Genomic DNA, 25,278 nt, shown 5'->3' on the forward strand with positions numbered 1-25,278 from the left:
CTTGTGAAGCCGCTGGTCCGGACCGCTAGGAGGACGGCGGGAGGCGGCGGCGCCCGGCGAAGCCGAGATCGGCGCGGTGGTACCAGGCCAGCTCGGCGTCGCCCTCCAGCCAGCACAGCAGCACCGGCTCGTCGTCGAGGACGGACGGGAAGTCCAGCAGCACCGGCGCGATGCCCTTGACCTCGACGCCGGACGCGACGACCGCGGAGAGCAGTTCGTCGAGGCGGGCCTGCGCGGCCTTCAGCTCCGGCAGCCCGCCCAGCGCGGACGGCGCACCGCTCTGGACGGCGGAGCCCAGCTCGGCGAGGTCGGCGCGGACCTCGATCAGAGCGTCGAGGGTCGGACGCAACCGGTCCAGCACGGCGCGTGCCTCGGCGGCGGTGTAGACGTCGCTCATGCTCCGATTGTCCCGGAGCTCAGCCCCGCGGCAGCAGGACCCGCAGCGAGTCGGCCGGGCCGAGGAAGCGGTGCCCGCCCGCACAGTGCACCGCGACGTGCTCGACCGGGCCGGAGGTGCCGGACAGCCGGCCGCGCGAGGTGACGGTCGCGGGCAGCGCGCATTCGGGGCAGTCGTAGAGCATCGGTCGCACTCCTCACGTGGGACGTGGTCGCGCCGTCCTCGCCGCGAGTCGTTAGGTAAGCCAATCCTGCCCATTACCGCAGCTTGATCGCCAGATGGTCGTGAGCGGCATCACCTGTGCCCTGGGTCACACGGGTTCGGGCGAAACCCTTGCGGTGTCAGCATTCGCGGACTTTGCTGGAACCAGCAAGCGCGCATCGGATTGCGCTCGGTCGGGCCGGTGAGGCTGCGCCGGTCCCTGGCGTAGGCGGGAGTCCCATGACCAGAATCACCATGACGGTCGACGGCGTCCGGTACGACGACGACGTCGAGCCACGCACGCTGCTCGTCCAGCACCTGCGCGACCGGCTCGGCAAGGTCGGCACCGTGGTCGGTTGCGACACCAGCAACTGCGGCGCCTGCACCGTCCTGCTGTCCGGCACCAGCGTCAAGAGTTGCTCCGTCCTCGCCGTCCAGGCCGACGGCGCCGACGTCACCACCATCGAGGGCCTGGCCGGCGCCGACGGCGAGCTGCATCCCGTCCAGGCGGCCTTCCACGAGCAGCACGGCCTGCAGTGCGGGTTCTGCACACCGGGCATGATCATGGCCTCGGTCGACCTGCTCACCGAGAACCCCGACCCCACCGACGACGAGATCCGCGAGGGCCTCGAGGGCAACCTGTGCCGCTGCACCGGCTACCAGAACATCGTCCGGGCGGTCCACGCGGCGGCCGAGTCCATGCGCACCAGCGTGCCGTCGACGCCGGAGAGCGCCGAGGCGGCCGAGGGGGTGACGACGTGACCGTCACCGAGCAGCGCCCGTCCGGCGAGGTCGGACGCGACCGCCGCCGCAAGGAGGACGCCCGGCTGATCACCGGGCGCACGACCTGGACCGACAACCTGTCGCTGCCGGGCATGCTGCACCTCGCCATCCTGCGCAGCCCCATGGCGCACGCACGCATCACCGGCATCGACGTCACGGCGGCGCGGGGCGCGTCCGGCGTGGTCGACGTCTTCACCGGTCGGGACGTCGCCGACCTGCAGGGCAGCATGCCGTGCGTCTGGCCGGTCACCGAGGACACCGTCCTGCCGGCCTATCCCCCGCTGGCGCTGGACGAGGTCCGGCACGCGGGCGAACCGGTCGCCGTCGTCGCCGCGCGCAGCCGCGAGAGCGCCCTCGACGCGCTGGAGCTGATCGAGGTCGACTACGAGCCGCTGCCGGTCGTGCTCGACATGGAGGAGGCGCTGGCCGACGGCGCGCCTCTGGTGCACGAGGCCAGCGGCACCAACAAGTGCTACACGTGGATCCTCGACTCCGCCCAGGCCGGCACCGGCGGCGACGTCGCCCAGGCCGAGGCCGAGGCGGAGGTCGTCGTGCGCCGCCGGTTCATCCAGCAGCGGCTGATCCCGGCGTTCATGGAGCCGCGCAGCACCGTCGTCGACCCCACCGGTGACCAGATCACCATGTGGTCGGCCACCCAGGTGCCGCACATCCTGCGCATCCTGCTGTCGCTCGGCACCGGCATGCCGGAGCACAAGATCCGGGTCATCGCGCCCGACGTCGGCGGCGGCTTCGGCGGCAAGCTGGAGGTCACGCCCGAGGAGTTCATCGCGTTCGCGGCGGCCCGGCGCCTGAACAAGCCGGTGAAGTTCACCGAGTCGCGGTCCGAGGCCATGCTCTCGGCTCACCACGGCCGCGACCAGATCCAGGACATCACCGTCACCGCCCGCCGCGACGGCACCGTCACCAGCATGTCCGCGAAGCTGCTCGCCAACATGGGCGGCTACCTCGGCATCATCACGCCGGGCATCCCGATCCTGGGCGCGTTCATGTTCGGCGGCATCTACAAGTTCCCGGCCTACCGGTTCGAGTGCACCGGCGTCTTCACCAACACGACGAAGACCGACGCCTACCGCGGCGCCGGGCGGCCCGAGGCCACGTTCGCGCTGGAACGCATCATGGACGAGCTCGCCGCCGAGCTGGGCATGGACCCACTCGAGCTGCGCCGGCGCAACTGGATCGACAGCTCCGAGTTCCCGTTCACGACGTCGGCCGGACTGACGTACGACTCCGGCGACTACGCGGCGGCCACCGCGCGGGCGACGGAGCTGTTCGAGTACGACGCGCTGCGGCAGGAGCAGGAGCGGCGGCGGGCGTCCGGCGATCCGGTGCAGCTGGGCATCGGCGTGTCCACGTACACGGAGATGTGCGGCCTGGCGCCGTCGCGGGTGCTGGGCCAGCTGCGGTACGCGGCGGGTGGGTGGGAGTCGGCGTCCGTCCGGGTGCTGCCCACCGGCAAGGTCGAGGTCGTCACCGGCACGTCGCCGCACGGCCAGGGCCACGAGACCGCGTGGAGCCAGATCGTCGCCGACCAGCTCGGCGTCGGGTTCGACGACGTCGAGGTGCTGCACGGCGACACCCGCACGTCGCACAAGGGCCTGGACACCTACGGCTCGCGCTCGCTGGCCGTCGGCGGCATCGCGCTGGTCAACGCGTGTCAGCGGGTGGTCGAGAAGGCGCTGCCGGTCGCGGCGCACCTGCTCGAGGCCGACCCCGCCGACCTCGAGTTCAGCGAGGGCGAGTTCCGGGTGAAGGGCGCGCCGGGCGCGGCGACGAAGACCGTGGCCGACTGCGCGTTCGCGGTGTTCCAGTCGCACGACCTCCCCGACGGCGTCGAGTCCACCCTCGACGCCGATGCCACGTTCGACCCGGAGAACTTCTCCTACCCGCACGGCACGCACCTGTGCGCCGTCGAGGTCGACACCGAGACCGGCATGGTGACGATCCGCTCGTACGTCGCGGTCGACGACATCGGCCGGGTGATCAACCCGCTGATCGTCGAGGGACAGGTGCACGGCGGCGTCGCGCAGGGCATCGCGCAGGCGCTGTTCGAGGAGGCCCGCTACGACGAGGACGGCAACCTCACCACCGGGACGTTCGTCGAGTACACCATCCCGAGCGCGGCCGACCTCCCGGACATCGTCACCGACCGCACCGAGACGCCGGCGCCGGGGCACCCGCTCGGCGCCAAGGGCGTCGGCGAGGCCGGCACCATCGCGTCGACGCCGGCGGTCGTCAACGCCGTGGTCGACGCGCTGCGGCCGATGGGCGTCAACGACGTGCGCATGCCGTGCACGCCGGAACGGGTGTGGTCGACGATCGCGGCGGCCCGCGCCGCGTCGTCCGCCACGGACGGAGGTGAGACGCGATGATCCCCGCGGCGTTCGACTACACGAAGGCGGCGTCGGTCGAGGACGCCGTCACGGCCCTGGCCGCGGCCGGCGACGACGGAAAGGTGCTGGCCGGCGGGCAGAGCCTGCTGCCGATGCTGCGGCTGCGGCTGGCGGCGCCGGCCATGCTGGTCGATCTCGGCGGCCTGGCCGAGCTGCGCGGCGTCGACGACGACGGCGACGCGCTGCACATCGGCGCCATGACCACGCACGACGAGGTCACGCGGCATCCGCTGGTGCGCGAGCACGCGCCGCTGATCGCACAGGCCGCCGAGACCGTCGGCGACCGCCAGATCCGCCACCTCGGCACGTTCGGCGGGTCGCTCGCGCACGCCGACCCCGCCGGCGACCTCCCCGGCGTCGCGCTGGCCATGGACGCCGTCATGACGGTGGCCGGTCCGGGCGGCATGCGCGACGTGCCGGCCGCCGACTTCTTCGTCGACTACTTCACGACGGCGCTCGGCCCCGGCGACGTGCTGGTGTCGGTGCGGGTGCCGAAGCTGACCGGCTGGAGCACGCATTACGAGAAGTTCCACCAGCTGGCGCAGTCGTGGTCGGTCGTCGGCGTGGCGGCGGCGGTGCGGCGGTCCAACGGCAGCATCGCCGAGGCCCGGGTCGCGCTCACCAACATGGGCGTCACCCCGGTCCGCGCCCGCGGCGTCGAGGAGGCACTGACAGGCGCCCCGGCGACGGCGGACGCGGTGGCGGCCGCGGCCGGTCGCGCCCTCGAAGGCGCGTCGCCACTGACCGACGGCACCGCGTCGGCGGAGTACCGGACCCAGCTGGCGCCCGTCCTCACCCGGCGCGCCGTCATGGCGGCAAGCAGGCTCTGACCTCGCCGGACATGGCCTCTCCCGCTTCACCCTGAAGGGCTTGCCCGGTGGAGCGGGAGAGGCCGTGGTGCTGTCAGCCGACCGGCTGGATGGCCAGGTTCGGGTTCACCACCGTCCAGTCCGCCAGGAGGTCGGCGTCCAGCACGTCCCCGTCGGGCAACAGCCAGGCCCGGACCCCGCCGCCCGGACCACTCGCCGACAACGGGAGGCCGTTGTCGGCGAAGTACGCCGGTGGCGCACAGGACAACGCCGTCGTCGGCTCCTCCGCCGGCACCTGCACGACGAAGCAGACCTCACCGTCGATGTCGACGACCGCCCAGAACCGTGCCTCCGGCGTCGCCGCGACCGCGCGGGCCGTCGACTCGACGAGGCCCGGATCGCTCAGCTCGGCAGGCAGGTGGTCGTCTGGACCCAGGGGTCCGGCCAGCAGCGCCAGCAGTTCCTCGGCCGAGCCGGGGTCGGCGACGGCGGTGTCCGTGCCCGTGGAACGGTCCTGCCAGGCGATAGCGGCGCCGAGCCCCACCGCGGCGACGACCACAACGGCCCCGGCCCGGGCCATCCGCGACCGTCGTCGCCGCGTCTCGCCGCCGCGCACCACAGCGTCCAGATCGAAGGGCTCCGGTGGCATGGTGTGCTCACCAGCACGGCGCAGCACGCCGACGACGTCGTCCATGGTCATCACCGTTCTCCCTCGGTCAGGTCATCGAGCTCGTCCGCGGTCCTGAGGTGCCGGCGCAAGTGGCCGAGGGCGTCGTGGCACTGCCGTTTGACGGTCCCCTCGGCGACGCCCATGAGGTCGGCGACCTCGCGGACCGGTCTGTCCTCGATGAACCGGAGGACGACGATCGCGCGCTGCTTCACGCTCAGCCCGTCGAGAACCCGCGCCAGGTCGAGCCGGGCGGCGCCGTCGTCGACCTGCGCCGGCGCCTCCGGAAGCACGTCGGTCACCCGCTCGCGCCGCCACCATGCCCGCCGCGCCTCGGTGGCGGCCTGGCGGACGACGACGGTGCGGGCGTAGGCGCCGAGGTCGGAGACGCCGCCGAGCTTCGGCCAGGTGACGTACATCCGCTCCAGCGCGGACTGCACCAGGTCGTCGGCACGGTGCCAGTCGCCGCCGACGGCGTAGGCGAAGCGGCGCAGCCCCGGCAGCGCCGTGGTAGCCCAGGCGGCGAAGTCGTCGCGGCCGTTCGTCCCCATCGCCCCTCCGTCGCCGAATCGTCGCCGTCATGGTGGAGACGCGACCGGCCGCGGGCAAGGTTGTGCCTGCCCTCGGCGCGGGTCCGGCCATCTGTCCGAGCGAGCCTCTAGGATCGGCCTTCATCATCGTCTGGAGGCTCCGCATGCCCGACAGCGTGTTCTTCGCTCTGACGCTCGCCTCGGCGGTCTCCGCCGGGCTGATGGCCGGCGTCTACTTCGCCTGGTCGAGCATGGTGATGCCGGGCCTGCGCCGGCTGTCGCCGGGAGACGCGATCCGGGCGATGCAGAAGATGGACGTGGCGCTGATGAACGCGTGGTTCCTCACCGCGTTCGTCGGCTCGGCGGTGCTGTCGGCCGTCTCGGTGGTCTACTCGTTCGTGCGCTGGGGCGAGGAGGAGGCCATCTACCTGCTCATCGCCGGCCTGCTGCTGATCTTCGGCTCCATCGTGATCACCGGCTCCTACCACATCCCGCGCAACAAGGCGCTGCACCTCGTCGACCCCGACGGGCCGGAAGCGAAGCGGCGCTGGGAGACCTACGACGCCGAGTGGACGTCGTGGAACCACGTCCGCGCGGTGGCCAGCTTCGCCGCGGCCATCCTGTTCGCCGCCGGCCTGGCGGCCGTCGAGTAGACAGATCTTCTGCCGCACAGACGATTATCATGGCTGGGTGACCACGACCCAGGGCATCGAGGACGACCTCGGCTGGCGGCTCGGCGTGCTGTTCCGCGCCTACGTCCAGTCCGCCGACGCCGCCACGGCCGGCATCCCGGGCGACCACCGCGGGCGCCAGGTGCTCGCCGTCGCCGTCCGCGAGGAGCCGCGCACGCAGTCCGCGCTGGCGCAGCGGCTCGGCATCGACAAGACGGTGCTCACCTACCTGCTCGACGCGCTGACCGAGGCGGGCCTGGTGGAGCGGCAGCCCGACCCGGCCGACCGCCGCAGCCGCCGCGTCGTCGCCACCGAGCGCGGCCGCGAATACCTGGCCGAGGCCGACCGCCGGGTCCGGCTCACCGAGGAGCACGTCCTCGCCGGCCTCGACGACGCCGACCGGACGGCGCTGCGCGAGCTGCTCGGCCGGCTGGCGGCCCGGCTGCACGCCGCCGACCCCGTCGCCGACCCGTGCCGGATGATGCAGGAGATCGGTGACCGCGGCTAGTCTCCTGGTCGGCTCGCCCTCGCGGTCGAGGCGGATCAGGTGCGCGCCCAGGCCGGTGGCGAAGGGTCTGCAGGTCGCGGCCGGAGAACCCCTCGGCGGTGCAGATCAGCTGAGGGCCCCCGGGGTGGTGGCAGGCGGCGGGGTGACACTCGTGCCAACGGTTGGCGCTGAGGTCACCGCGCGTCGGAACAGTACTCCCGGCGGGCGTCGGGCCGGCCGGGTCCAGGACGTGCCGCCGGACCGTCTCCTGGCCACCCATGCCGTGCGCGCCTGATCCTCGACACCCGCAAGATCAATAGGGCGCACTCATCTAGAGGTCCGATCCGTACAAGCGCGGCGCCGCCCGAGGTGCGACGCTGACCTGGTGACCTACGCATACCAAGGCACCATGCGCACCCGGCCCGGCCGCCGCGACGAGGTCGTCGCGATCCTGCTCAGCGGGACCGACGGGCTGCGCGCGGCCGGCTGCCACCTCTACGCCGTCGGCGTCAGCGAGACCGACCCGGACCTCGTCGTCGTCAGCGAGCTGTGGTCGTCGAAGCGGCACCACGACGCGTCGCTGGAGCTGCCGGAGACGAAGGCCGCCATCGCCGCCGCCATGCCGATGCTGACCGGCGAGTTCACCGGCGCCGAGGCGCGGGTCGAGGGCGGCCTCGGCGTCGACGTGCTCACGGGTGCAGCCGCGCGCCCTTGACGATCTTGTCGACGGCGTTCTTCGGGCCGTGCACCGCGAGGCCGGCGAGGTCGAGGTCGGCCCGCTTCACCGCGCGGACGGCGGCCCGGTTGTCGCGGTCGTTGCCGGTCGTGAACAGCTCGCGGGTGAAGACCGACGGACGCAGCCCGCGGTCCAGCGCCCGCCCGTGCGCGGCCGTCAGCACGGCGGCGTCGCCGGCGAACACCAGCACCGGCTGACGGAACATCGGCAGGTAGACGGTGCCGTCGGCGTCCTCGTACGGCTCGCCGATCAGCTCCGGGATCGTCCCGGCCAGGCCACTGACCAGGAACGCCGTCACGTTGAGGCGTTGCCATACGGGCAGGTCGTCGGCGAGCAGGACGGCGATCTTGGTGGCGAAGCGGATCTCGTCGGTCACCGTCCCAGCATCACGCGGCCGCGGTCGCCGGGTCTTGTACGGTGTTAGCGTGTTCGCCCCCGCCGGCGCGACGGTCCGCGCCTGGCGCCCCGACGTGCCCGGGCTGGCCGAGGTCTTCCACGCCCGGTTCACCCACCACGCCTACCCGGCGCACACCCACACCGCGTGGACGCTGCTCATCGTCGACGACGGCGCCATCCGGTTCGACCTCGACCGCCACCACCACGGCGCCGCCGGGTCCGCCGTCACGCTGCTGCCGCCGCACGTCCCGCACGACGGCCGGGCCGCGACGCCGGCCGGGTTCGGCAAGCGGGTGCTGTACCTCGACCCCGGCCTGCTCGGCGACGACCTCATCGGCGCCGCCGTCGACCACCCCACGTTCGCCGACCGGCAGCTGCGGCTGCGCGTGCACCAGCTGCACCGGGCGCTGGAACGGCCCGGCGACGCGCTCGAGGCGGAGAGCCGGCTGGCGCTGATCGGCGCCCGCATCGCGGCGCGGCTGTCGCCCGCGGCGGCGCCAGGCCGCCAGCCGGCCGGGCTGGCCGGGCGGCTGCGCGAGCTGCTCGACGCGAACGTCGCCGACGGCGTCACGCTGCGGGATGCGGCCGCGGAGCTGCACGCCCACCCGACCCACCTGGTGCGCTCGTTCACGGCCGCGTTCGGGCTGCCGCCGCACCGCTACCTCACCGGCCGCCGGGTCGAGCTGGCCCGCCGGCTGCTGCTGGCCGGGCAGCGTCCGGCCGACGTCGCCACCGCCGCCGGCTTCTACGACCAGGCGCACCTCACGCGGCAGTTCCGCCGCTACCTCGGTGTCAGCCCGGGCGCGTACGCCAGGGGTTGACCTGGAGCGCGCTCGAACTGGCAGCGTGGAGGCATGACTGCGACGACACGCACACTGGGCCGCAGCGGCATCGAGGTCAGCGCCCTCGGCATGGGCTGCTGGGCCATCGGCGGGCCGTTCTGGGCCGGCGACCAGCCGTGCGGCTGGGGTGAGGTCGACGACGACGAGTCCGTGGCGACCATCCGGCGGGCGGCCGAGCTGGGGGTGACCCTGTTCGACACGTCCGACGCGTACGGCACCGGGCACAGCGAGCTGATCCTGGGCCGCGCGCTGGCCGGGCGCCGCGACGACGTCGTCATCGCCACCAAGTGGGGCAACACCATCGACCCCGCGACGCGGCAGCTCACCGGCACCGACCCGTCGCCGGCGTACCTGCGCCGGGCGCTCGAGGGCTCGCTGACGCGGCTCGGCACCGACTACGTCGACCTCTACCAGCTGCACCTCAACGACCTCCCGATCGCCGTCGCCGCCGACCTGCTGGGGACGCTGGAGGAGCTGGTCGCCGAGGGCAAGCTGCGCTGGTACGGCTGGAGCACCGACCACGCCGACCGCGCCGCCGCCTGGGGCGAGGCCGGCCCGCACTGCACCGCCGTCCAGCACGCCTTCAACGTCCTGCACGACGCCGCCGAGGTGCTGGCCGCGTGCGAGGCGCACCACCTCGCCAGCCTGAACCGCAGCCCGCTCGCGATGGGCCTGCTCACCGGCAAGTTCACCGCGTCGTCGACGCTCGGGCCGGACGACGTGCGCGGCATCGCGCCGGACTGGCTGCGGTACTTCCGCGACGGCCGGCCGGTGCCGCTGTGGCTGGACCGCGTCGCGGCCGTCCGCGAGGTGCTGCGCAGCGGCGGACGGACGCTGGCGCAGGGGTCGCTGGCGTGGATCTGGGCGCGCAGCGACGCGACCATCCCGATCCCCGGCTGCCGGACCGTCGCGCAGGCCGAGGAGAACGCCGGCGCGCTGGCGCACGGGCCGCTCGCCCCGGCCGAGCTGGCCGAGGTCGAGCGGCTGCTGGCGGACCTGCGCGCGGAGCCGGTCGCCGCGATGTGAGCGTCAGCCTCCGCCGATGACCTGCCGGACCTCCATGCCCCAGCGGCAGGCGTCGGGCCACTGGGCGGCGATCTCGACGGCCCGCTCCTCCGACGCGACGTCGACGGTGAGGTAGCCGGCGAACTGCTCCTTGGCCTCCAGGTACGGGCCGTCGGTGACGACGGCCGCGCCGTCGCGCACGCGCACCGTCTTGGCCCGCGCCGCGTCAGCCAGCCCTTCGCCGGCGACCCACTCGCCGGACTCGCGCAGCTCCTTCATGATGACGTCGACCTGCCCGAAGACGGCCGACTTCTCGTCCTCGGTCATCGCCTCGAACGCGGCGGCGCTGTTGTAGATGAGCAGCATGTACTTCACGGTGTGACCCTTCGTGCTCCGGCGTCCCGGCTGGACGCCGTTCGGGAGAGACGTCGGAGCCTGCGCTCGCTTCTCGACATGGCGTCCATTGTCGGTGCCGATGGGTACCGTCACACGTGACGAGAGAAGGGATCCGACATGTTCGAGAAGACCAAGGCCTTCAGCGGCTTCTCGGTCGACGACATCCCGGCGGCGAAGCGGTTCTACGCCGAGACGCTCGGCCTGGAGGTCAGCGAGGCCAACGGCATGCTCACACTGCACATCGCCGGCGGCAACGGCGTGCTCGTGTACCCCAAGGGCGACGCGCACACCCCGGCGTCGTTCACCATCCTCAACTTCCCGGTCGACGACATCGACGCCGCCGTCGGCGAGCTCACCCGCCGAGGCGTCGAGTTCCTGCGCTATCCCGACATGGAACCCGACGCGACGGGCGTCCACCGCAATGCCGGCCCGCCCATCGCGTGGTTCACCGACCCCGCGGGCAACGTGCTGTCGGTGCTGCAGGAGTGACCCCCACACGAAGGGTCCGGCTCCCCCGGAACCGGACCCTTCGTGTCCTGCGCCCACCCGTCCACCCCCGTCACGGGACGAGCGGCCCCAGGACGCTGGAGCGCTGCGGCGTCACCTGGCGACCACCACCGCATCCGGATCGTCCCCACGCCCGCGCGAGGCGCTCTTCAACCAGCCGAGCGGCCAGCTCTTGCGCGACCTGGTGGGACGCCGCCGCCTGTGCCTGCCCTTCATCGTTCCTCCCTTGTGGGTGGGAATGACCCCCGAGAAGCGGTGACACAGCCGCTCAGGGCCAGCGTGATGCCGGTTGTCCCTGAGCGGGACTCCAGTGTTCTGTTGTGACTCCACTATGACACTCGCTGTTACACGGGTTCAAGAGAAATAGCGATTTTGTTTTCTGGCCCCCGGCTAAGCGGATCGACGCATGATGACAGGTAAATTACTGGCTGTCTTGACATAGAACAAGACTGTTGTGGCGTCGTAGTGTGCATTACCGTGAAGTCACGGCGCTGCCTGCGCCGGAGCACGGCCGACGTGCGAACTCGAGCGGGATGTGAGGCCGATGTCCCCGATCGAAATGGCCCGCGTCGTGGCGGTCGTCGTGTTCCTGGCCGTGGCCGTGTATTCCGCCGCTCGATTCGCTTGGTCGGTGACACGACGAGGCCCGCGCACCGGTCTCCTCGCGGCCGACGTGCCCGACCTCTCGCACGCGCTCATGGGCGTCGCGATGGCACTGATGGTGAGTCCGGCCGGCGCGGCGGTGCCGCCGGCCCTCGGCATCGCCGCCTTCACCGTGCTCGCCGCCTGGTTCGGCGCCCGGTTGCGTCACGACGGGCTGCTGAGCCGGGGCGCCCTGCCCGCGGCCGCGCTCGGCGCTGCGCCGTGCCCCGGCTCGGCCGGCAGCTCGGTCCCGGTCAGCCGTCTCACCGATCTCGGCCACCGAGACCACCGCGACGGTCACGAGGGCGGCCACAGCGGCTATCACCTGCACCATCTCGTCGGCTGCGCGGCGATGGTCGTCATGTACCTGACCGGCCACGGCGCGCTCGCCGCCCACGCCGTCGCCGCTGCCGCCACCACCGAGGCCGGCACCGGCGCCGCCCCGGCCGCCGTCGCACTGGACGTGCACGGGGCGCATGCCGGGCTGCCCGCACTGGCCGCGCTGTGCTGGATGTTCGGCCTGTACTTCCTGGTCGCCGCCACGTCGCTGGGGTTCCGGGTCGGCGAGCGCACACCGCCCGAACCGCCGCCCGGGCGGCCGCCCCGCCCCACGACGGCGCGGGTGCTGACGTCGCAGGCGGGGGCGTGCGCGACCGAGGTGGCCCTGAGCGCCGGCATGGCGGTGCTCTTCTTCAGCGCGCTGTGACACGTGACCGTTGACCTCTCCATGACTTGCGGTCCCGGCCGTTGTCCAGGTGAACTCCCGGAAGAGTCAATTCCGACATACCTGTACATGACAGGATGATGACTGTATGTTGAGGCATCTCGTCGAACCCCGACGAACTGCCTCATCAGGGAGGAATGGGCAATGAGGAGACCCGTCATTCGATCTCTCCTGGCCGGTGCCGCACTCGTGGTGTCCGGCATCGCTGCCACTCCGGCGCTGGCCGGAACGGATGTCACGACGGCCACCGCCGACGGCATCCGGGCGTCCGAGGTCGTGCACCAGGAACTGGCGACGACACGGGCACAGCAGCGCGCGGCGCAGGCCTACTGGACGCCCGAGCGCATGCGGGCGGCCATCCCGGCCGACGTCATCGTCACCGGCGACGCGAGCACCGCGTCGCCGAAGAAGCGCGACTTCGCGCCGGCCGCCGTGCCGGAGAACCCGCGCTCGCAACTCGGCAAGGTCTTCTTCACCATCGGCGGCACCGACTACGTCTGCTCCGGCACCGCCACCACCAGCTCCAACGGCGACGTCGTGACGACGGCCGGGCACTGCCTGCACGAGGGCGGCGGCGGCGCGTTCGCGTCGCAGTTCACCTTCGTGCCCGCGTACGACAACGGCTCGGCGCCGTACGGCCAGTGGTCGGCGTCGGACCTGTTCACGTCCAGCGGCTGGGCCAACAGCGGCGACTTCAACGTCGACGTCGGCTTCGCGGTGATGAACGAGAACTCGTCCGGCCAGAGCCTCACCAGCGTGGTCGGCTCCCACCCGATCGCCTTCAACCTGGCCCGCGGCCTGAGCTACACGTCCTACGGCTACCCGGCGGCCGCCCCGTTCAACGGGCAGCGGCTGTACTCGTGCAGCGGCACCGCCCGCAACGACCCGTCCGGCCTGCAGACGCAGGGCATCACCTGTGACATGACGGGCGGCTCGTCCGGCGGCGGGTGGCTCACGAGCAACCGGCTGAACTCGGTCAACAGCTACAAGTACAACAACGACCCGAACACGATGTACGGGCCGTTCTTCGGCAGCACGGCGCAGTCCGTCTACAACGCGGCGGCCGCGGCCTGACGGCCGGAACCAGCGTCGCTCCACCGGCGTCCCCGGAACGCCGGTGGGGCGGCGCTCGCACGTGCGGCTACGAGGCGCCGGTGAGGTAGCGCTGCAGCGTGGGGCCGACGTGGTCGACCAGCTCGTCCCGGCTCATCGCGGCGACCGGCGCGAACGCCAGCAGGTAGCGGCACAGCGCGAGCCCCAGCACCTGGCTGGCGGCGAGCCCGGCCCGCCGTCCGGCCTCGTCGGCGTCGGCGTCGGCGCTGAACCGGCGCACCATGGGCAGCAGCTGCGCACCGAAGATCTCGCGCATGCGCTCGGCCGCGTCGGGGTTGGTGACGCCGGAGCGCAGCAGGACCATGAGGCCTTCGTCGTCCTCCCACCGGTCGAGGAAGTGCGCGACCAGCCGCCGGCCCACCTCGGCGCGCGGAGCGGCCGCGAGGTCGGGCAGGTCGAGATCGAAGTGCGCGGCGGCCGCGAACAGCTTCTCCTTGGAGCCGTAGTAGCGCATGACCATCGACGGGTCGATGCGCGCGTCGGCGGCGATGGCCCGGATGGTGGCCCGCTCGTAGCCGTCGGCCGCGAACCGCTCGCGGGCCGCGGCCAGGATGATCGCCTTGGTCTCCTCGGAACTGCGTCTCACACCGTCGAGCGTAGACCAACAGACGTTTGCCTACAACTGTTGACTTTGCTGCGGACGCGTGCGTACGGTGATGCCAACGCTCGTTGACCAACGATTGTTGACAAGGAGGGCATCATGATCCCCACCACCACCGACGTCCTCGTCGTCGGCGCCGGCCCCACCGGGCTCACCCTGGCGACGGTCCTCGCCGAGCACGGGCACCAGGTCCTCATCGTGGACGGTCGCGCGGCCGCCGACACCACCTCGCGCGCAGCGGTCGTCCACGCGCACACGCTGGAGGCTCTCGAGCCGTACGGCGTGAGCGACCGGCTGACCGCACTGGGCATCCACGCACCGCGCTTCACCATCCGCGACCGCGACCGCGTCTTGGTGCCGGTGCCGTTCGACCGGCTGCCGACCGCCTACCCCTACACCCTCATGATCTCGCAGGCGGTCACCGAGCGGGTGCTGCTGGACCGGCTCACCGAACTCGGCGGCCAGGTGCTGCGGCCGCACCGGCTGACGACACTCGAGCAGACCGGCGACGGTGTCGTGGCCGGGTTCGCCGGCGGAGCGGAGGTCCGGGCCGGCTACGTCGTCGGCGCCGACGGCATGCACAGCGTCGTCCGCGAGCAGGCGGGCATCTCGTTCGACGGCGACGCCTACGCCGAGTCGTTCGCGCTGGCCGACGTCCGGCTGACGGGCGGCGCCCCGGACGACGAGGTCATCCTGTACTTCTCCCCCGCCGGCATGGTGGTCGTCGCTCCCCTGCCCGGCGGCGTCCACCGCGTCGTCGCCACCGTGGCCGACGCGCCGGAACATCCGGACGCCGCCTTCGTCCAGCAGCTCCTCGACACCAGGGGCCCGCTCGCCGAGCGGGCCGAGGTCCACGAGGTCGTCTGGGGCTCGCGGTTCCGGCTGCACCACCGCGTCGCCGGCGCCTACCGTCGCGGCCGGATCCTGCTGGCCGGAGACGCGGCACACGTGCACAGTCCGGCCGGCGGCCAGGGCATGAACGCCGGCATCACCGACGCGGTCGCGCTCGGCGTCCTCCTGCACGAGGTGCTCGACGGCGCCCCCGACGAGGTGCTGGACGCCTACGAATCGGCCCGCAGGCCGGTCGCCACCGAGGTCGTCGCCCTCGCCGACCGGCTCACCCGGCTCGCCACCGCCGGGCCGGTGGCGCGGCCGGCGCGCAATGTCGCGCTGCGCCTGCTCGGCACCGTCCCCGCTTTCCGCAACCGGCTGGCGCGCCGGCTGTCCGGCCTCGTCTACCGCTGATCCCCCGCACGTTCCCACCCCAGGAGATGATCGCGATGCGCATCGTCAACGAGCACCTCAACCCCGCACCCGCGGAGCTCGAGCCGCCCACGTCGTCGGGCTACCTGCTGCTGGCCGCGGAGATCGACCGGCGGCCGATGGTCCTGCCGGGCAGCCGGGCCAAGTCCCGCCTGCTGGCCGAGCTCCGCGCCGCCGCGGCGCGACTGCCCGCGGCGACCGGCGACGTCGTCCGGGCGACGGTCTTCCGGGGCTTCGCCCACCTGGTCTTCGGCGAGAACCACCGGCTGCTGCGGCGCGCCGTCGCGTCGGGCCGGCTGCGCGCCCGGGCCCGCTACGACGTCGTCGTCCTGATCGAGACGGTGTCGGCGCGCGCCGCCGGGGAACTGCGCGACCACGCCGCCTACCAGCAGCTGGCCGGCCGGGTGCGCGACACAGCCCGGCGGACGTTCGAGTTCGCCGCCGCCAGCCCGCGCAGCATGGGTGACGTCGACGCCGGACGGCCCGGCGTGTTCCTGTTCAACTTCTTCTACGCCGACGACGAGCGCGACCTCGTCCCCGTCTGGGAGTACACCGCCGGCTGGTGGAACGTCGCGACCGGCCTGGACAACTCGCGGGTGCTGGCGCCGCTGGACGGCGAGCCGCGCGACTACGGCATCGTCAACCACTGCCGGTGGGACCGGCTGCGCGACGTGGCGCCGAAGATGCTGGTGAGGTCGTCGTTCCGCCGGTTCGTCCTGGCCAACTTCGCCGCGAACCGCATCTCCGCCCAGCCGATGCTCTACCGGCTGGCCTGACGGATCGGCGTGCGGGCACCCCCGTGGCCCGCACCGATCCGCACGGGGACCTCAGTCGCGGGTGAGGACGGCGCGCAGCTCCGGCAGCGCGGCCAGCTCGGCCTCGACCAGCCGCTCCGCCGTCGTGACGGAGTCGACCAGCGGGTGGCCGGCCACGGCCGCCACGGCCGCCCGCCGGGACCCGGACCTCGCCGCCGCGATGGCGGCGCGGTCGGTCGCCTTCACCGCCGCCACCAGGGCGGCCGCCGCGGGGTCCAGCGCGCCGGCCGCGAGCGGCTGGGCGCCGTTGCGGCCGACCAGGCAGGGCACCTCGACGACGGCGTCGGCGTCGACGCCGGCGAGGGCGGAGCGGTTGCGGACGTTCAGCACCAGCGTGGCCCGCTCGTCGGCGGCGATGGCCCGCATGAGCGCCAGCGCGACGCGGTCGTAGCCGCCGCCGTCGAGGTCGGCGGTGTCGCGGTCGCCGACGCCGGCGGCGTCGCGGCTCTCGGCCATGTAGGTGGCCTCGCGCTCGCGCCGCACCTCGTCCCAGCGCTCGGCGGCGCCGCCCGTGGCCGACCCGGCGGCCGGGCCGGCGTAGAAGCCGGCCTGCTGCCGCAGCAGGTACTCACCGCGGGTGGCCGGCGCGGCCTGCGCCGACGCGATGGCGTCGCGGGTGAAGTAGTAGTAATAGAGGTACTCGTTCGGGATGGCGCCGAGCGAGCGCAGCCACGGCGCCCCGAACAGCTTCCCCTCCTCGAACGAACCCAGCGCGTCGTCCGAACCGAGCAGGTCCGGCAGCACGTCGCGCCCGTTCACCAGCACCCGGCGCAGCCAGCCCAGGTGGTTGAGGCCCGCGTAGTCGAACCACGCGTCGCCCATCGGGACGTCCAGCGCGCGGGCGACCCGGCGGAACAGCCCCACCGGGGAGTCGCAGATGCCGATGACGCGGTCGCCGAGCACCGAGCTCATCGCCTCGGTGACCATGCCGGCCGGGTTGGTGAAGTTGATCACCCAGGCGTCCGGCGCCTCCGCGGCGATGGTCGACGCGATGTTCAGCGCGACCGGCACCGTCCGCAGCCCGTAGAGCACGCCGCCGGCGCCGGTGGTCTCCTGGCCCAGCACGCCCTGCCCGAGCGCGCTGCGCTCGTCGCAGGACCGCCCGGCCAGGCCGCCGACCCGGATCGCCGAGAAGACGAAGTCGGTGCCGCGCACGGCCGCCGCGAGGTCGCTCTCGACCACCAGCTTCGGCCCGCGGCCACCGGAGCGCTCCTCGAGCACCGCCCGCACGGCCCGCACCCGTTCGGCGTCGGTGTCGTGCAGGACGACGGTGTCGACGCCGGACTCCTCGCTGGCCAACGCGCGATGCACCAGCGGGACGCGGAATCCGCCGCCCCCGAGGATCGTCAATCTCATACGAGAACCACCTTCACACCGCTCTCCCGCAGCGCGCCGAGGGCTTCGGTGCCCTCGTCCGCATCGGTCACGACGACGTCCAGGGCGTCGGGCCCGCACACGCTGGCGAACCCCGTCCCTGGGAACTTCTCCGCGTCGGCGAGCAGGATGACCTGGTCGGCCGCCGCGATCATGGCCCGGCGCACCGGCACCTCGACCACCGTGGTGTCGACGACAGCGCCGTCGGCGCGCACCCCGCTGGTCCCCATGAACAACTTGCCGGCGCGCAGCTGCCGGACGGCGTCCTCGGTGAGGAAACCGACCAGCGACTTGTAGTTGCGCCGCACCACCCCGCCGAGCAGGATCAGCTCGATGTCGGGGTCGGGCAGCAGCTCCTCGTAGACCGCCATGTTGGCGGTCATGACGGTGACCTTGCGGCCGCGCAGGTGCACGGCCAGCCGGTGCACCGTGGTGCCGATGTCGAGCAGCAGCACGTCGCCGTCCTCGACCATGCCGGCGGCCCGCCGGGCGATGGCGTCCTTCGCGCGGTGCGCCTCGGTGGCGACGGCCGCGAACGACGGCTCCAGCGACGGGCTGGCGGCCGCGCCGCCGCGCACCCGGGTGAGCAGTCCCTGCTCCTCCAGCCACGCGAGGTCGCGCCGGATGGTGGCCTGGCTGACGCCGAGACGGGTGCCCAGCACGGTGACGGAGACCGGACCCTCGGCACGGAGGGTCTGCATGATGAGCTCATACCGGCGCTGCGCAAGCACGGCTGCACCATATCAGTCATCTTCGCTCAATCGAACAGTAGTCACGCCGAAACGTGCGCAAAGCTGAGCGAAACACCCGGTCAGGGCGGTGCGTGACGCGAGGGATGCATCACAACCGCTCATATCTTGTCATTTGCGCGCACCCCCACTAGGGTTCGTCGCAACCCTGCAACTGGGGGAATGGGGAGAGGAAGCACCGTGTCGAACATCGCTCGTGACCCGTACCGCGCGCCGTCGCGGCACGACCCGCTGGCCGCACAGCGCCAGGACGGCGGTCCCGAGCTGGACGTCTTCCTCACCGGCACCGTGTTCTTCGACATCATCTTCATCGGCATGGAGGGCCCGCCGAAGCAGGGCACCGAGGTGTGGGCCGAGGGCATGGGCTCCAGCCCGGGCGGCGTCGCCAACCTCGCCGTCGCCGCCGCGCGCCTCGGGCTGCGCACCGGCCTGGCCGCCACGTTCGGCGAGGACCTCTACGGCGACTACTGCCGGCAGACGCTCGGCGTCCAGGAGGGCGTCGACCTCACCTACTCGCGCTACGTCACCGGCTGGCACTCCCCGGTCACGGTGTCGATGGTCTACCAGCGCGACCGCGCCATGGTCACCCACGGGCACCGGCCCGCGGCCCTGGACCGGCTGGTCACGCACCCGCCGCAGGCCCGGTCCTGCTTCGTCGATCTCGGCGGCGAGCGGCAGCCGTGGGTCGACTCCGTCACGGCGTCGGGCGGCCGGGTCTTCGCCGACCTCGGCTGGGACCCGGAGGACCGCTGGGACCTCGGCCGGCTGCGCGAGAGCCTGTCCGGCTGCTACGCCTTCTCCCCCAACGCCGTCGAGGCGATGAGCTACACCCGCACCGGCAGCGCCGAGGCCGCGGTCGAGAAGCTGGCCGACCTCGTGCCGCTGGCGGTCGTGACCAACGGCGCCGACGGCGCGCTGGCGTTCGACAAGGAGACCGGCCGCCCGGTGAGGGCGGCCGCGGTCCCCGTCGAGGCGCTCGACCCCACCGGCGCCGGGGACGTCTTCGTCGCCGGCCTCATGGTGGGTACGCTGGCGGGCTGGCCGCTGCTGCACAGCCTGCGGCTGGCCAACCTGGGTGCCGCGCTCTCGGTGCGGCACTTCGGCGGCGCGCTCGCCTCGCCCGGCTGGGGCGACATCGCGCTGTGGTACCGCGAGACGGGGTCGAAGGACCCCGCGCTCGCGGGCGACTACGAGTTCCTGAACACGATCGTCCCGGACGACGCCGTCCCGGAGGTGTCGCGTGCCATCGCGACGCTCGGCTTCCGGGCCGGCCGCTGAACCGGGCACCTGGGCACACCGACATCTCGAAAGGGCCGACTCTCATGACGTTGTCGATCACGAGGACCAGCACCCGGCTGTGCGCGGCTGCCGCCGTCGCACTGCTGATCGGGGCGTGTGCTCCGGGCGACGACGGTGACGACGGCGACGCCGGCAGCGCACCCACCGCCGGCGACGTCGCCACCGATCCGTCCGAACTGGGCGACATCACGCTGACGGTGTGGGACCAGGAAGTCCGCGAGGGGCAGACCGAGCAGATCGAGGCGCTCAACGCCGCGTTCCAGGAGGCCTACCCGAACATCACCATCGAGCGGGTGTCGCGCTCCACCGACGACCTGCGCACCACCCTGCGCCTCGCGCTGTCCGGCGACGACGCGCCCGACGTCGTCCAGGCCAACAACGGCCGCCCCGAGATGGGCCAGTACGTCGCGTCCGGCCTGCTCACGCCGCTCGACGGCTACGCCGAGGGGTATGAGTGGTTCGACCGCTTCCCCGAGTCGGTGCGCGCGCTCGCGTCGTACAGCGAGGACGGCGCCACCTACGGCGAGGGCGAGCTCTACGGCCTGCCGCAGATGGGCGAGATCGTCGGCCTCTACTACAGCAAGTCCAAGCTGGCCGCGCTCGGCATCGAGCCGCCGGAGACCACGGACGACTTCGTGGCGGCGCTGCAGGCGGCGCAGGCCGCCGGTGAGGTGCCGATCCAGTTCGGCAACTCCGAGCCGTGGGCCGGCATCCACGAGTTCGGGTTCATCCAGAACCAGTTCTCCGACGCCGACACCATCCGCAACCTCGGCTTCGGCCGGCCGGGCTCGTCCTGGACGTCCGACGACAACGTCGCGGCGGCCGAGGCGACCCGCGAGTGGGTCGACGCCGGCTACTTCGTCGAGGGCTTCAACGGCGTCAACTACGACAGCGCCTGGCAGTCGTTCGCCCAGGGCACCGGCGTGTTCTTCGTCGGCGGCACCTGGCTGGTCGCCGACCTCACCTCGGCCATGGGCGACGACGTCGGCTTCGTGCTGCCGCCGGCCGGCGCCAGCGGCTCGCACCTCGTCACCGGCGGCATCAGCATCCCGTGGGCGATCCCGGCCAACAGCGACGCCAAGGAGGCCGCGGCCGCCTACATCGACTTCATCACCAGCTCCGACGCCATGACGGCGGTCACCGAGGCGGGCAACCTGCCGGTCATCGAGGCCGACCAGCAGACCACCACCGGGCTGCAGTCCGAGGTGTTCGCGGCGTGGGCGCAGGCCGGTGAAGAGGACCTCGTCGTGCCGTACCTCGACTACGCGACCGAGACGTTCTACGACACCCTCACCGTCGCCGTGCAGAACCTCATGGCCGGGCAGAGCGACCCGCAGCAGTTCCTGGACACGCTCGAGGCCGAGTACAGCGCGGCCACCGGCAGCTGATGGCGGTAGCCGCGGGTAGGGGGCCCGGCGAACCACGCCGGGTCGCCTACCTCTACATCCTCCCCGCACTGCTGGTCTTCGGCCTGTTCGTCCTGGTGCCGCTGGCCCGGACGGCGCAGTTCTCGCTCTACGAGTGGAACGGGCTGGGCGCCAGCACCTGGGCCGGGCTGTCGAACTACCAGGACGTCTTCACCGAGCCGCAGCTGCGCGGTGCGTTCGTCCACGCGCTGGTGCTGATCGTGTTCTACGCGGTCATCCCGGTGACGCTGGGGCTGCTGCTGGCCGCGGCGATGAGCCGGGCGGTGCTGCGCGGCATGGGGTTCTTCCGGGTCGTGCTGTTCCTGCCGCAGGTCATCCCGATGGTCGTCGTGGCCATCGCGTGGCGGCAGATCTACGAGCCGAACGGGCCGCTGAACGACCTGCTCCGGTTCGTCGGTCTCGACGCGCTGGCTCGGCCGTGGCTGGGCGACTACGCCTGGGCGCTGCCGTCGGTCGGCATCGTCGGCACCTGGGTCGGCACCGGCCTGTGCCTGGTGCTGTTCCTGGCCGGCATGTCGCGCATCCCGCGGGAGCTGTACGAGGCGGCGCGGCTCGACGGCGCCGGCGCGTTCCGGGAGTTCCGGGCCATCACGCTGCCGTCGCTGCGCGGTGAGATGGCCGTGGCGCTGACGCTCACCGTCATCGCCGCTCTGAAGACGTTCGACCTGGTCTACGTCATGACCAGCGGCGGGCCGGGCACCGAGACCACCGTCCCGTCGTACCAGGTCTACAACAACGCGTTCCTGCTCGGCCGGGTCGGCATCGCGACGGCGCTGGCGGTCGTGCTGACGCTGGTCGTGTTCGTGGCGACGGTGCTGATCAACCGGGTCGGCGAACGGGGGCAGCGATGATCTCGCGCGGAGAACGGCTGGCGAACTACGCCGTGCTCGTGCTGTTCGCGGTGATCGCCGTGTTCCCGGTGCTGCTGATCCTGCAGACGGCGCTGTCGAACGACCAGATCGGTGGCGGCGGCTCGTTCCACTTCGAGAACTTCGCCGACGCCTGGGACCAGGGCCACTTCGGCTCCTACCTGCGCACCAGCATCATCGTCGCGATCCTCGTGGTGGGGCTGTCGACGCTGTTCTCGGTGCTGGCCGGCTACGCGTTCGGCACCATGCGCTTCCGCGGCTCGGAGGTGCTGTTCTACGTCATCCTGCTCGGCATCATGGTGCCGGCGGAGGCGCTGGTCATCGCGCTGTACTTCGACCTGCGCGAGGTGGGCCTGACGAACACGCTGGTCGCGATCGTCGCGCCGCAGGTGGCGCAGTCGACGGCGTTCGGCACGTTCTGGATGCGCGCCTACTTCCGCGGCAGCTCCCGCGAGGTCGTCGAGGCGGCCCGTCTCGACGGCGCGGGGCACTGGGCCACGCTGTGGCGCATTCTCGTCCCGATGGGCCGGCCGGCCGTCACCACGATGATCGTGCTGGTCTTCATGTGGACGTGGAACGAGTTCCTGATCCCGCTGATCATGGCCACCGACGAGAGTCTCCGCACCGCACCGCTGGGTTTGGCCTTCTTCCAGGGCCAGTACACGTCCGGAACGGCGCTGCTGGCCGCCGGCGCGACACTCGTCGCGCTGCCGGTCGTCGTGCTCTACCTGTTCCTGCAGCGCCACTTCATCCGGGGGATGGTCGAGGGCGCGGTCAAGTAGCGCGCCCGAAGTGTTCGTCACAACTCGAGAGGAGTCACCATGCGAGCAGCCAGACCCGCTGCTGCAGCCGCCACCGCAGCTCTCCTCGCGGCGACGCTCCCCGCGGTCGCCGCACCGGCCGCAACGGGAGCGCCCGCCCCGAAGTCCGACGCCGTCGATCTCGACGTGCTGTTCGTCGGCGCGCACCCTGACGACGAGGCCGGTGCGCTGGCCGCGTTCGGCCAGTGGAACGAGGCCGCGGACCTGAAGGCCGGCGTCATCACCGTGACCCGCGGCGAGGGCGGCGGCAACGCCGTCGGCCTCGAGGAGGGTCCGGAGCTGGGCATGCTGCGCGAGGCCGAGGAGCGCAGCGCCGTCGCCAACGCCGGCATCGAGAACGTCTACAACCTCGACGAGCTGGACTTCTTCTACAACGCCAGCGCCCCGCTCACCGACGAGGTGTGGGGCGACGACGCGCTGGAGAGGGTCGTGCGCGTCGTCCGGAGCACCCGGCCCGAGGTCATCGTCACGATGAACCCGTCGCCGACGCCCGGCAACCACGGCCATCACCAGCAGGCCGCGCGGCTGGCCGTCGAGGCGTACGAGGCCGCCGCCGACCCCGACGCGTTCCCGGACCAGCTGTCCGAGGAGGGCCTGTCGACGTGGCGCGTGTCGCGCATCCTGCGCAGCGGCGCCACCGGTTCCGGCGTGGGCGGCTCGGCCTGCGAGACCACCCCGTACACGCCGGCCGACCGCACCGACCGCGTGTTCGGCGCCTGGCAGGGCCGGACGTCGACGGAGACCGGCGAGCTGTGGGCGCTGCGCGAGCGCAAGGCGCAGTGGGAGTACGTGAGCCAGGGCTGGGCCGGCTTCCCGCCGCCGCCCACGGACCCGGAGCTGAACGGCTGCGACTGGTTCACGCTGATCGCCAGCCGCACGCCGTACCCCATGCCGGGCACCGGCCAGACCGCCGCCCTGCAGGGCGCGCTGCTGCCGATCGACGGCGGCCTGCCCCTGGGCACCGAGGTGACGATCGACCCGGAGCCGTTCCTGGTGCTCCCGGGCCAGTCGTTCACGGCGACGGTCACCGTCAAGGCGCCGGACCGCAAGCCGCTGGTGCAGCCGGCGCTGACGGTCACCGGGCCGGACGGCTGGACGGCGGACGTGCCGGCCGGTGCGCTCCCCCGCACGCTGGCCCCCGGCCGCGAGGTGAGCGTCGACGTCACCGTCACGCCGCCGGCGAACGCCACCGCCGGTGAGCGGGTCGCGCTGAAGGCGACCCTCGCCACCCGCACCGGCAGCGGCGCGAACGAGGCGGCCGTCGAGGTCACCACGGACGTGCGCGGCGAGCTGGCGCAGCGGCCGGAGGCCGAGGTCTTCGCCGCCTGGACCGGCGACGTCGACCTGCCGAAGCTGGAGAGCCTGATCGCGCCGATCGCCTCGGTCGGCGTCGGGCGCACCCAGCCGGTGTCGGTCACGGTCACCAACGACGGCGCCGCCGCGGCGGCCGGGTCGGTCACGCTCGACCTCGCCGACGGCTTCACCGCGTCGCCGGCGTCGGCGCCGTTCGACGGCCTCGCGCCGGGCGCCACGACCACCGTCACCTTCGACGTCACCAACACCGACACCGCGCTGCCGACGTCGAACCGCGCACCCAACGGCGGCTACCCGTTCCAGGTCGTCACCGACTTCGGGTCCGCCTCGGACACCCAGAACGCGGTGCTCGAGCTGGTGCCGTCGACGGAGATCCCGCAGGCGGCCACCGCTCCGGTGCTGGACGGCGTCGCGAGCGAGGGCGAGTACGCGGGCGAGGTCATCGACAGCGGGACCCGCTGGGAGGGCGAGGAGGCCACGCCCGAGGACGCGTCGTCGACCACGCGGCTGACCTTCACCGACGACGCCCTGTACGTGTTCGTCGAGGTCACCGACGACACGCTGGGCACGGTGCTGCCGCTCGAGGACTGCAAGCGGCACTGGCGCACCGACTCCGTCGAGATCACCGTCGACCCGCGGGGCACGTCGTCGAACACCTCGACGACGTTCAAGACCGGCATCTTCCCCACCACGGTGGAAGGTCAGCCGTGCTTCCAGCGCGACGCCGACAACCACCAGGGCCCGGGGGCCGAGACCGCGCCCGGCATGGAGGTCGCGTCGGTCGTGAACGAGCCGTACGACGGCTACACCGTCGAGGCCAAGATCCCGTTCGACGTCCTTCCCGACGCCGTCGACCCGGCGCGGACGGGCCTGAACGTGCTGGTCTACGACTCGGACACGCAGGACAAGACCGGCCAGACGCGGATCGGCTGGTCCACCTTCAACGGCGTGCAGGCCGACCCGTTCCGGTGGTCCATCGCGACGCTGCCGGGGCTGGCCGACGCCGGCTCGAACCCGGTCGCGCCGACGATGCCCGACACCGCGGCGCTGAGCGTCGACTCGCCGCAGAGCATCGCGCAGTCGGCCGAGGACGGCGTCGGACTCGGCGGCGGCCGGGAGCTGCCGGCCCGCACGGCGTCGATCCAGTCGGCCGAGGAGGACGACGGCGTGGTGCAGCTGCGGCTGCGCACCCGCGAGTCCGGCCGGGCGAACGTCTTCCTCTGGGACGGCGAGCGCGTGGCGGGCTCGGTGTCGGTGGAGGTCGGCTCCGGCCGCACCACCGTCGACGTGCCCGTGACCGGTGAGTCCGACGACCTCACCGCACTGGTCGCGTTCATCACCGACGACGGCACGCTGGCGCTGTCGGAGGCGGTGGACTGATCGAACGTCCCGCTCCGCCGGTGCTGGTCGCCCGGCGGAGCGGGACTCT

General features: G+C 72.6%; 27 protein-coding genes. 18 read left to right on the plus strand and 9 right to left on the minus strand.

What is annotated here, in order from left to right; all coding sequences use genetic code 11:
- Window positions 1-25 precede the first annotated feature (25 nt).
- Both BLU82_RS19740 and BLU82_RS34290 read right to left on the minus strand, forming a co-directional pair.
- A complete protein-coding gene (locus BLU82_RS19740) occupies window positions 26-397 on the minus strand; it encodes a DUF2203 domain-containing protein (RefSeq protein ID WP_092622807.1) in 372 nt (123 codons plus the stop codon).
- A 19-nt stretch (window positions 398-416) separates the two neighbouring features.
- On the minus strand, window positions 417-581 hold the full coding sequence (locus BLU82_RS34290; protein WP_157741139.1) for a hypothetical protein: 165 nt from the start codon (window positions 579-581) through the stop codon (window positions 417-419).
- Window positions 582-838: 257 nt separating this feature from the next.
- Here BLU82_RS34290 and BLU82_RS19745 point away from each other — a divergent pair, with 257 nt between their 5' ends.
- Genes BLU82_RS19745 through BLU82_RS19755 form a run of 3 tightly spaced genes read left to right on the plus strand, consistent with a single transcriptional unit; the run spans window position 839 to window position 4,622 of the window.
- Window positions 839-1,360, plus strand: a complete 522-nt coding sequence (locus BLU82_RS19745) for a (2Fe-2S)-binding protein (protein ID WP_092622808.1) — start codon at window positions 839-841, stop codon at window positions 1,358-1,360.
- Complete coding sequence (locus BLU82_RS19750; RefSeq protein ID WP_092622809.1) at window positions 1,357-3,771, plus strand: xanthine dehydrogenase family protein molybdopterin-binding subunit; 2,415 nt, start codon at window positions 1,357-1,359, stop codon at window positions 3,769-3,771. Before BLU82_RS19745 ends, BLU82_RS19750 begins: the two co-directional genes overlap by 4 nt.
- The gene (locus tag BLU82_RS19755) at window positions 3,768-4,622 is read left to right on the plus strand and encodes a xanthine dehydrogenase family protein subunit M (protein ID WP_092622810.1); all 855 of its coding nucleotides are present in this window, start codon (window positions 3,768-3,770) and stop codon (window positions 4,620-4,622) included. The genes BLU82_RS19750 and BLU82_RS19755 overlap by 4 nt, the downstream gene beginning before the upstream one ends.
- A gap of 73 nt (window positions 4,623-4,695) precedes the next feature.
- On the opposite strand, the gene BLU82_RS19760 is transcribed toward BLU82_RS19755, so the two are convergent.
- Both BLU82_RS19760 and BLU82_RS19765 read right to left on the minus strand, forming a co-directional pair.
- A complete protein-coding gene (locus BLU82_RS19760) occupies window positions 4,696-5,301 on the minus strand; it encodes a hypothetical protein (RefSeq protein ID WP_092622811.1) in 606 nt (201 codons plus the stop codon).
- Window positions 5,301-5,819: an RNA polymerase sigma factor gene (locus BLU82_RS19765; protein ID WP_092622812.1), complete on the minus strand. Its 519-nt coding sequence runs from the start codon at window positions 5,817-5,819 to the stop codon at window positions 5,301-5,303. The genes BLU82_RS19760 and BLU82_RS19765 overlap by 1 nt, the downstream gene beginning before the upstream one ends.
- 143 nt (window positions 5,820-5,962) lie before the next feature.
- On the opposite strand from BLU82_RS19765, the gene BLU82_RS19770 reads away from it, so the two are divergent.
- The 3 genes from BLU82_RS19770 (at window position 5,963) to BLU82_RS19780 (ending at window position 7,671) form a co-directional block, all read left to right on the plus strand.
- Window positions 5,963-6,451 (plus strand): DUF1772 domain-containing protein, encoded by a 489-nt coding sequence (locus BLU82_RS19770; RefSeq protein ID WP_157741140.1) that lies wholly within the window; start codon window positions 5,963-5,965, stop codon window positions 6,449-6,451.
- 37 nt (window positions 6,452-6,488) lie between these two features.
- On the plus strand, window positions 6,489-6,977 hold the full coding sequence (locus BLU82_RS19775) for a MarR family winged helix-turn-helix transcriptional regulator (protein ID WP_197682339.1): 489 nt from the start codon (window positions 6,489-6,491) through the stop codon (window positions 6,975-6,977).
- A gap of 364 nt (window positions 6,978-7,341) precedes the next feature.
- Complete coding sequence (locus BLU82_RS19780; RefSeq protein WP_092622815.1) at window positions 7,342-7,671, plus strand: putative quinol monooxygenase; 330 nt, start codon at window positions 7,342-7,344, stop codon at window positions 7,669-7,671.
- On the opposite strand, the gene BLU82_RS19785 is transcribed toward BLU82_RS19780, so the two are convergent.
- Window positions 7,646-8,068: a DUF2000 domain-containing protein gene (locus BLU82_RS19785; protein WP_197682340.1), complete on the minus strand. Its 423-nt coding sequence runs from the start codon at window positions 8,066-8,068 to the stop codon at window positions 7,646-7,648. The genes BLU82_RS19780 and BLU82_RS19785 overlap by 26 nt on opposite strands.
- A gap of 49 nt (window positions 8,069-8,117) precedes the next feature.
- On the opposite strand from BLU82_RS19785, the gene BLU82_RS19790 reads away from it, so the two are divergent.
- Both BLU82_RS19790 and BLU82_RS19795 read left to right on the plus strand, forming a co-directional pair.
- Window positions 8,118-8,909, plus strand: a complete 792-nt coding sequence (locus tag BLU82_RS19790) for an AraC family transcriptional regulator (RefSeq protein WP_092622816.1) — start codon at window positions 8,118-8,120, stop codon at window positions 8,907-8,909.
- A gap of 33 nt (window positions 8,910-8,942) precedes the next feature.
- Window positions 8,943-9,956: an aldo/keto reductase gene (locus BLU82_RS19795; protein WP_092622817.1), complete on the plus strand. Its 1,014-nt coding sequence runs from the start codon at window positions 8,943-8,945 to the stop codon at window positions 9,954-9,956.
- Between the two features lie 3 nt (window positions 9,957-9,959).
- On the opposite strand, the gene BLU82_RS19800 is transcribed toward BLU82_RS19795, so the two are convergent.
- A complete protein-coding gene (locus tag BLU82_RS19800; RefSeq protein ID WP_231947838.1) occupies window positions 9,960-10,301 on the minus strand; it encodes a YciI family protein in 342 nt (113 codons plus the stop codon).
- Window positions 10,302-10,448: 147 nt separating this feature from the next.
- Here BLU82_RS19800 and BLU82_RS19805 point away from each other — a divergent pair, with 147 nt between their 5' ends.
- From BLU82_RS19805 to BLU82_RS19815, 3 genes are all read left to right on the plus strand, one after another.
- Window positions 10,449-10,820, plus strand: a complete 372-nt coding sequence (locus BLU82_RS19805) for a VOC family protein (RefSeq protein ID WP_092622819.1) — start codon at window positions 10,449-10,451, stop codon at window positions 10,818-10,820.
- A 562-nt stretch (window positions 10,821-11,382) separates the two neighbouring features.
- Window positions 11,383-12,186 (plus strand): DUF5134 domain-containing protein, encoded by an 804-nt coding sequence (locus BLU82_RS19810; RefSeq protein WP_092622820.1) that lies wholly within the window; start codon window positions 11,383-11,385, stop codon window positions 12,184-12,186.
- A 162-nt stretch (window positions 12,187-12,348) separates the two neighbouring features.
- Window positions 12,349-13,278, plus strand: coding sequence for a serine protease (locus BLU82_RS19815; RefSeq protein WP_092622821.1), 930 nt, complete (start codon window positions 12,349-12,351; stop codon window positions 13,276-13,278).
- Between the two features lie 67 nt (window positions 13,279-13,345).
- Here the strand turns inward: BLU82_RS19815 and BLU82_RS19820 are convergent, their stop codons facing one another.
- A complete protein-coding gene (locus BLU82_RS19820; RefSeq protein ID WP_092622822.1) occupies window positions 13,346-13,903 on the minus strand; it encodes a TetR/AcrR family transcriptional regulator in 558 nt (185 codons plus the stop codon).
- Window positions 13,904-14,017: 114 nt separating this feature from the next.
- Here BLU82_RS19820 and BLU82_RS19825 point away from each other — a divergent pair, with 114 nt between their 5' ends.
- A complete protein-coding gene (locus tag BLU82_RS19825; protein WP_092622823.1) occupies window positions 14,018-15,163 on the plus strand; it encodes an FAD-dependent oxidoreductase in 1,146 nt (381 codons plus the stop codon).
- A gap of 35 nt (window positions 15,164-15,198) precedes the next feature.
- A complete protein-coding gene (locus BLU82_RS19830) occupies window positions 15,199-15,957 on the plus strand; it encodes a hypothetical protein (RefSeq protein WP_157741141.1) in 759 nt (252 codons plus the stop codon).
- Window positions 15,958-16,008: 51 nt separating this feature from the next.
- Here BLU82_RS19830 and BLU82_RS19835 read toward each other — a convergent pair whose 3' ends face one another.
- Window positions 16,009-17,352: a 6-phospho-beta-glucosidase gene (locus BLU82_RS19835; RefSeq protein ID WP_092622825.1), complete on the minus strand. Its 1,344-nt coding sequence runs from the start codon at window positions 17,350-17,352 to the stop codon at window positions 16,009-16,011.
- Complete coding sequence (locus BLU82_RS19840; RefSeq protein WP_092622826.1) at window positions 17,349-18,101, minus strand: DeoR/GlpR family DNA-binding transcription regulator; 753 nt, start codon at window positions 18,099-18,101, stop codon at window positions 17,349-17,351. The genes BLU82_RS19835 and BLU82_RS19840 overlap by 4 nt, the downstream gene beginning before the upstream one ends.
- A gap of 198 nt (window positions 18,102-18,299) precedes the next feature.
- On the opposite strand from BLU82_RS19840, the gene BLU82_RS19845 reads away from it, so the two are divergent.
- From BLU82_RS19845 to BLU82_RS19865, 5 genes are read left to right on the plus strand one after another with little or no spacing between them, the layout of a single operon-like run.
- Complete coding sequence (locus BLU82_RS19845) at window positions 18,300-19,397, plus strand: carbohydrate kinase family protein (protein ID WP_197682342.1); 1,098 nt, start codon at window positions 18,300-18,302, stop codon at window positions 19,395-19,397.
- 44 nt (window positions 19,398-19,441) lie between these two features.
- Complete coding sequence (locus BLU82_RS19850; RefSeq protein WP_092622828.1) at window positions 19,442-20,806, plus strand: extracellular solute-binding protein; 1,365 nt, start codon at window positions 19,442-19,444, stop codon at window positions 20,804-20,806.
- Window positions 20,806-21,696 (plus strand): carbohydrate ABC transporter permease, encoded by an 891-nt coding sequence (locus BLU82_RS19855; protein ID WP_092622829.1) that lies wholly within the window; start codon window positions 20,806-20,808, stop codon window positions 21,694-21,696. The genes BLU82_RS19850 and BLU82_RS19855 overlap by 1 nt, the downstream gene beginning before the upstream one ends.
- Window positions 21,693-22,496: a carbohydrate ABC transporter permease gene (locus tag BLU82_RS19860; RefSeq protein ID WP_092622830.1), complete on the plus strand. Its 804-nt coding sequence runs from the start codon at window positions 21,693-21,695 to the stop codon at window positions 22,494-22,496. The genes BLU82_RS19855 and BLU82_RS19860 overlap by 4 nt, the downstream gene beginning before the upstream one ends.
- Before the next feature lie 39 nt (window positions 22,497-22,535).
- Complete coding sequence (locus tag BLU82_RS19865) at window positions 22,536-25,229, plus strand: sugar-binding protein (RefSeq protein ID WP_092622831.1); 2,694 nt, start codon at window positions 22,536-22,538, stop codon at window positions 25,227-25,229.
- Window positions 25,230-25,278: the final 49 nt, after the last annotated feature.

This window comes from Jiangella sp. DSM 45060, from assembly GCF_900105175.1.
Classification (GTDB): domain Bacteria; phylum Actinomycetota; class Actinomycetes; order Jiangellales; family Jiangellaceae; genus Jiangella.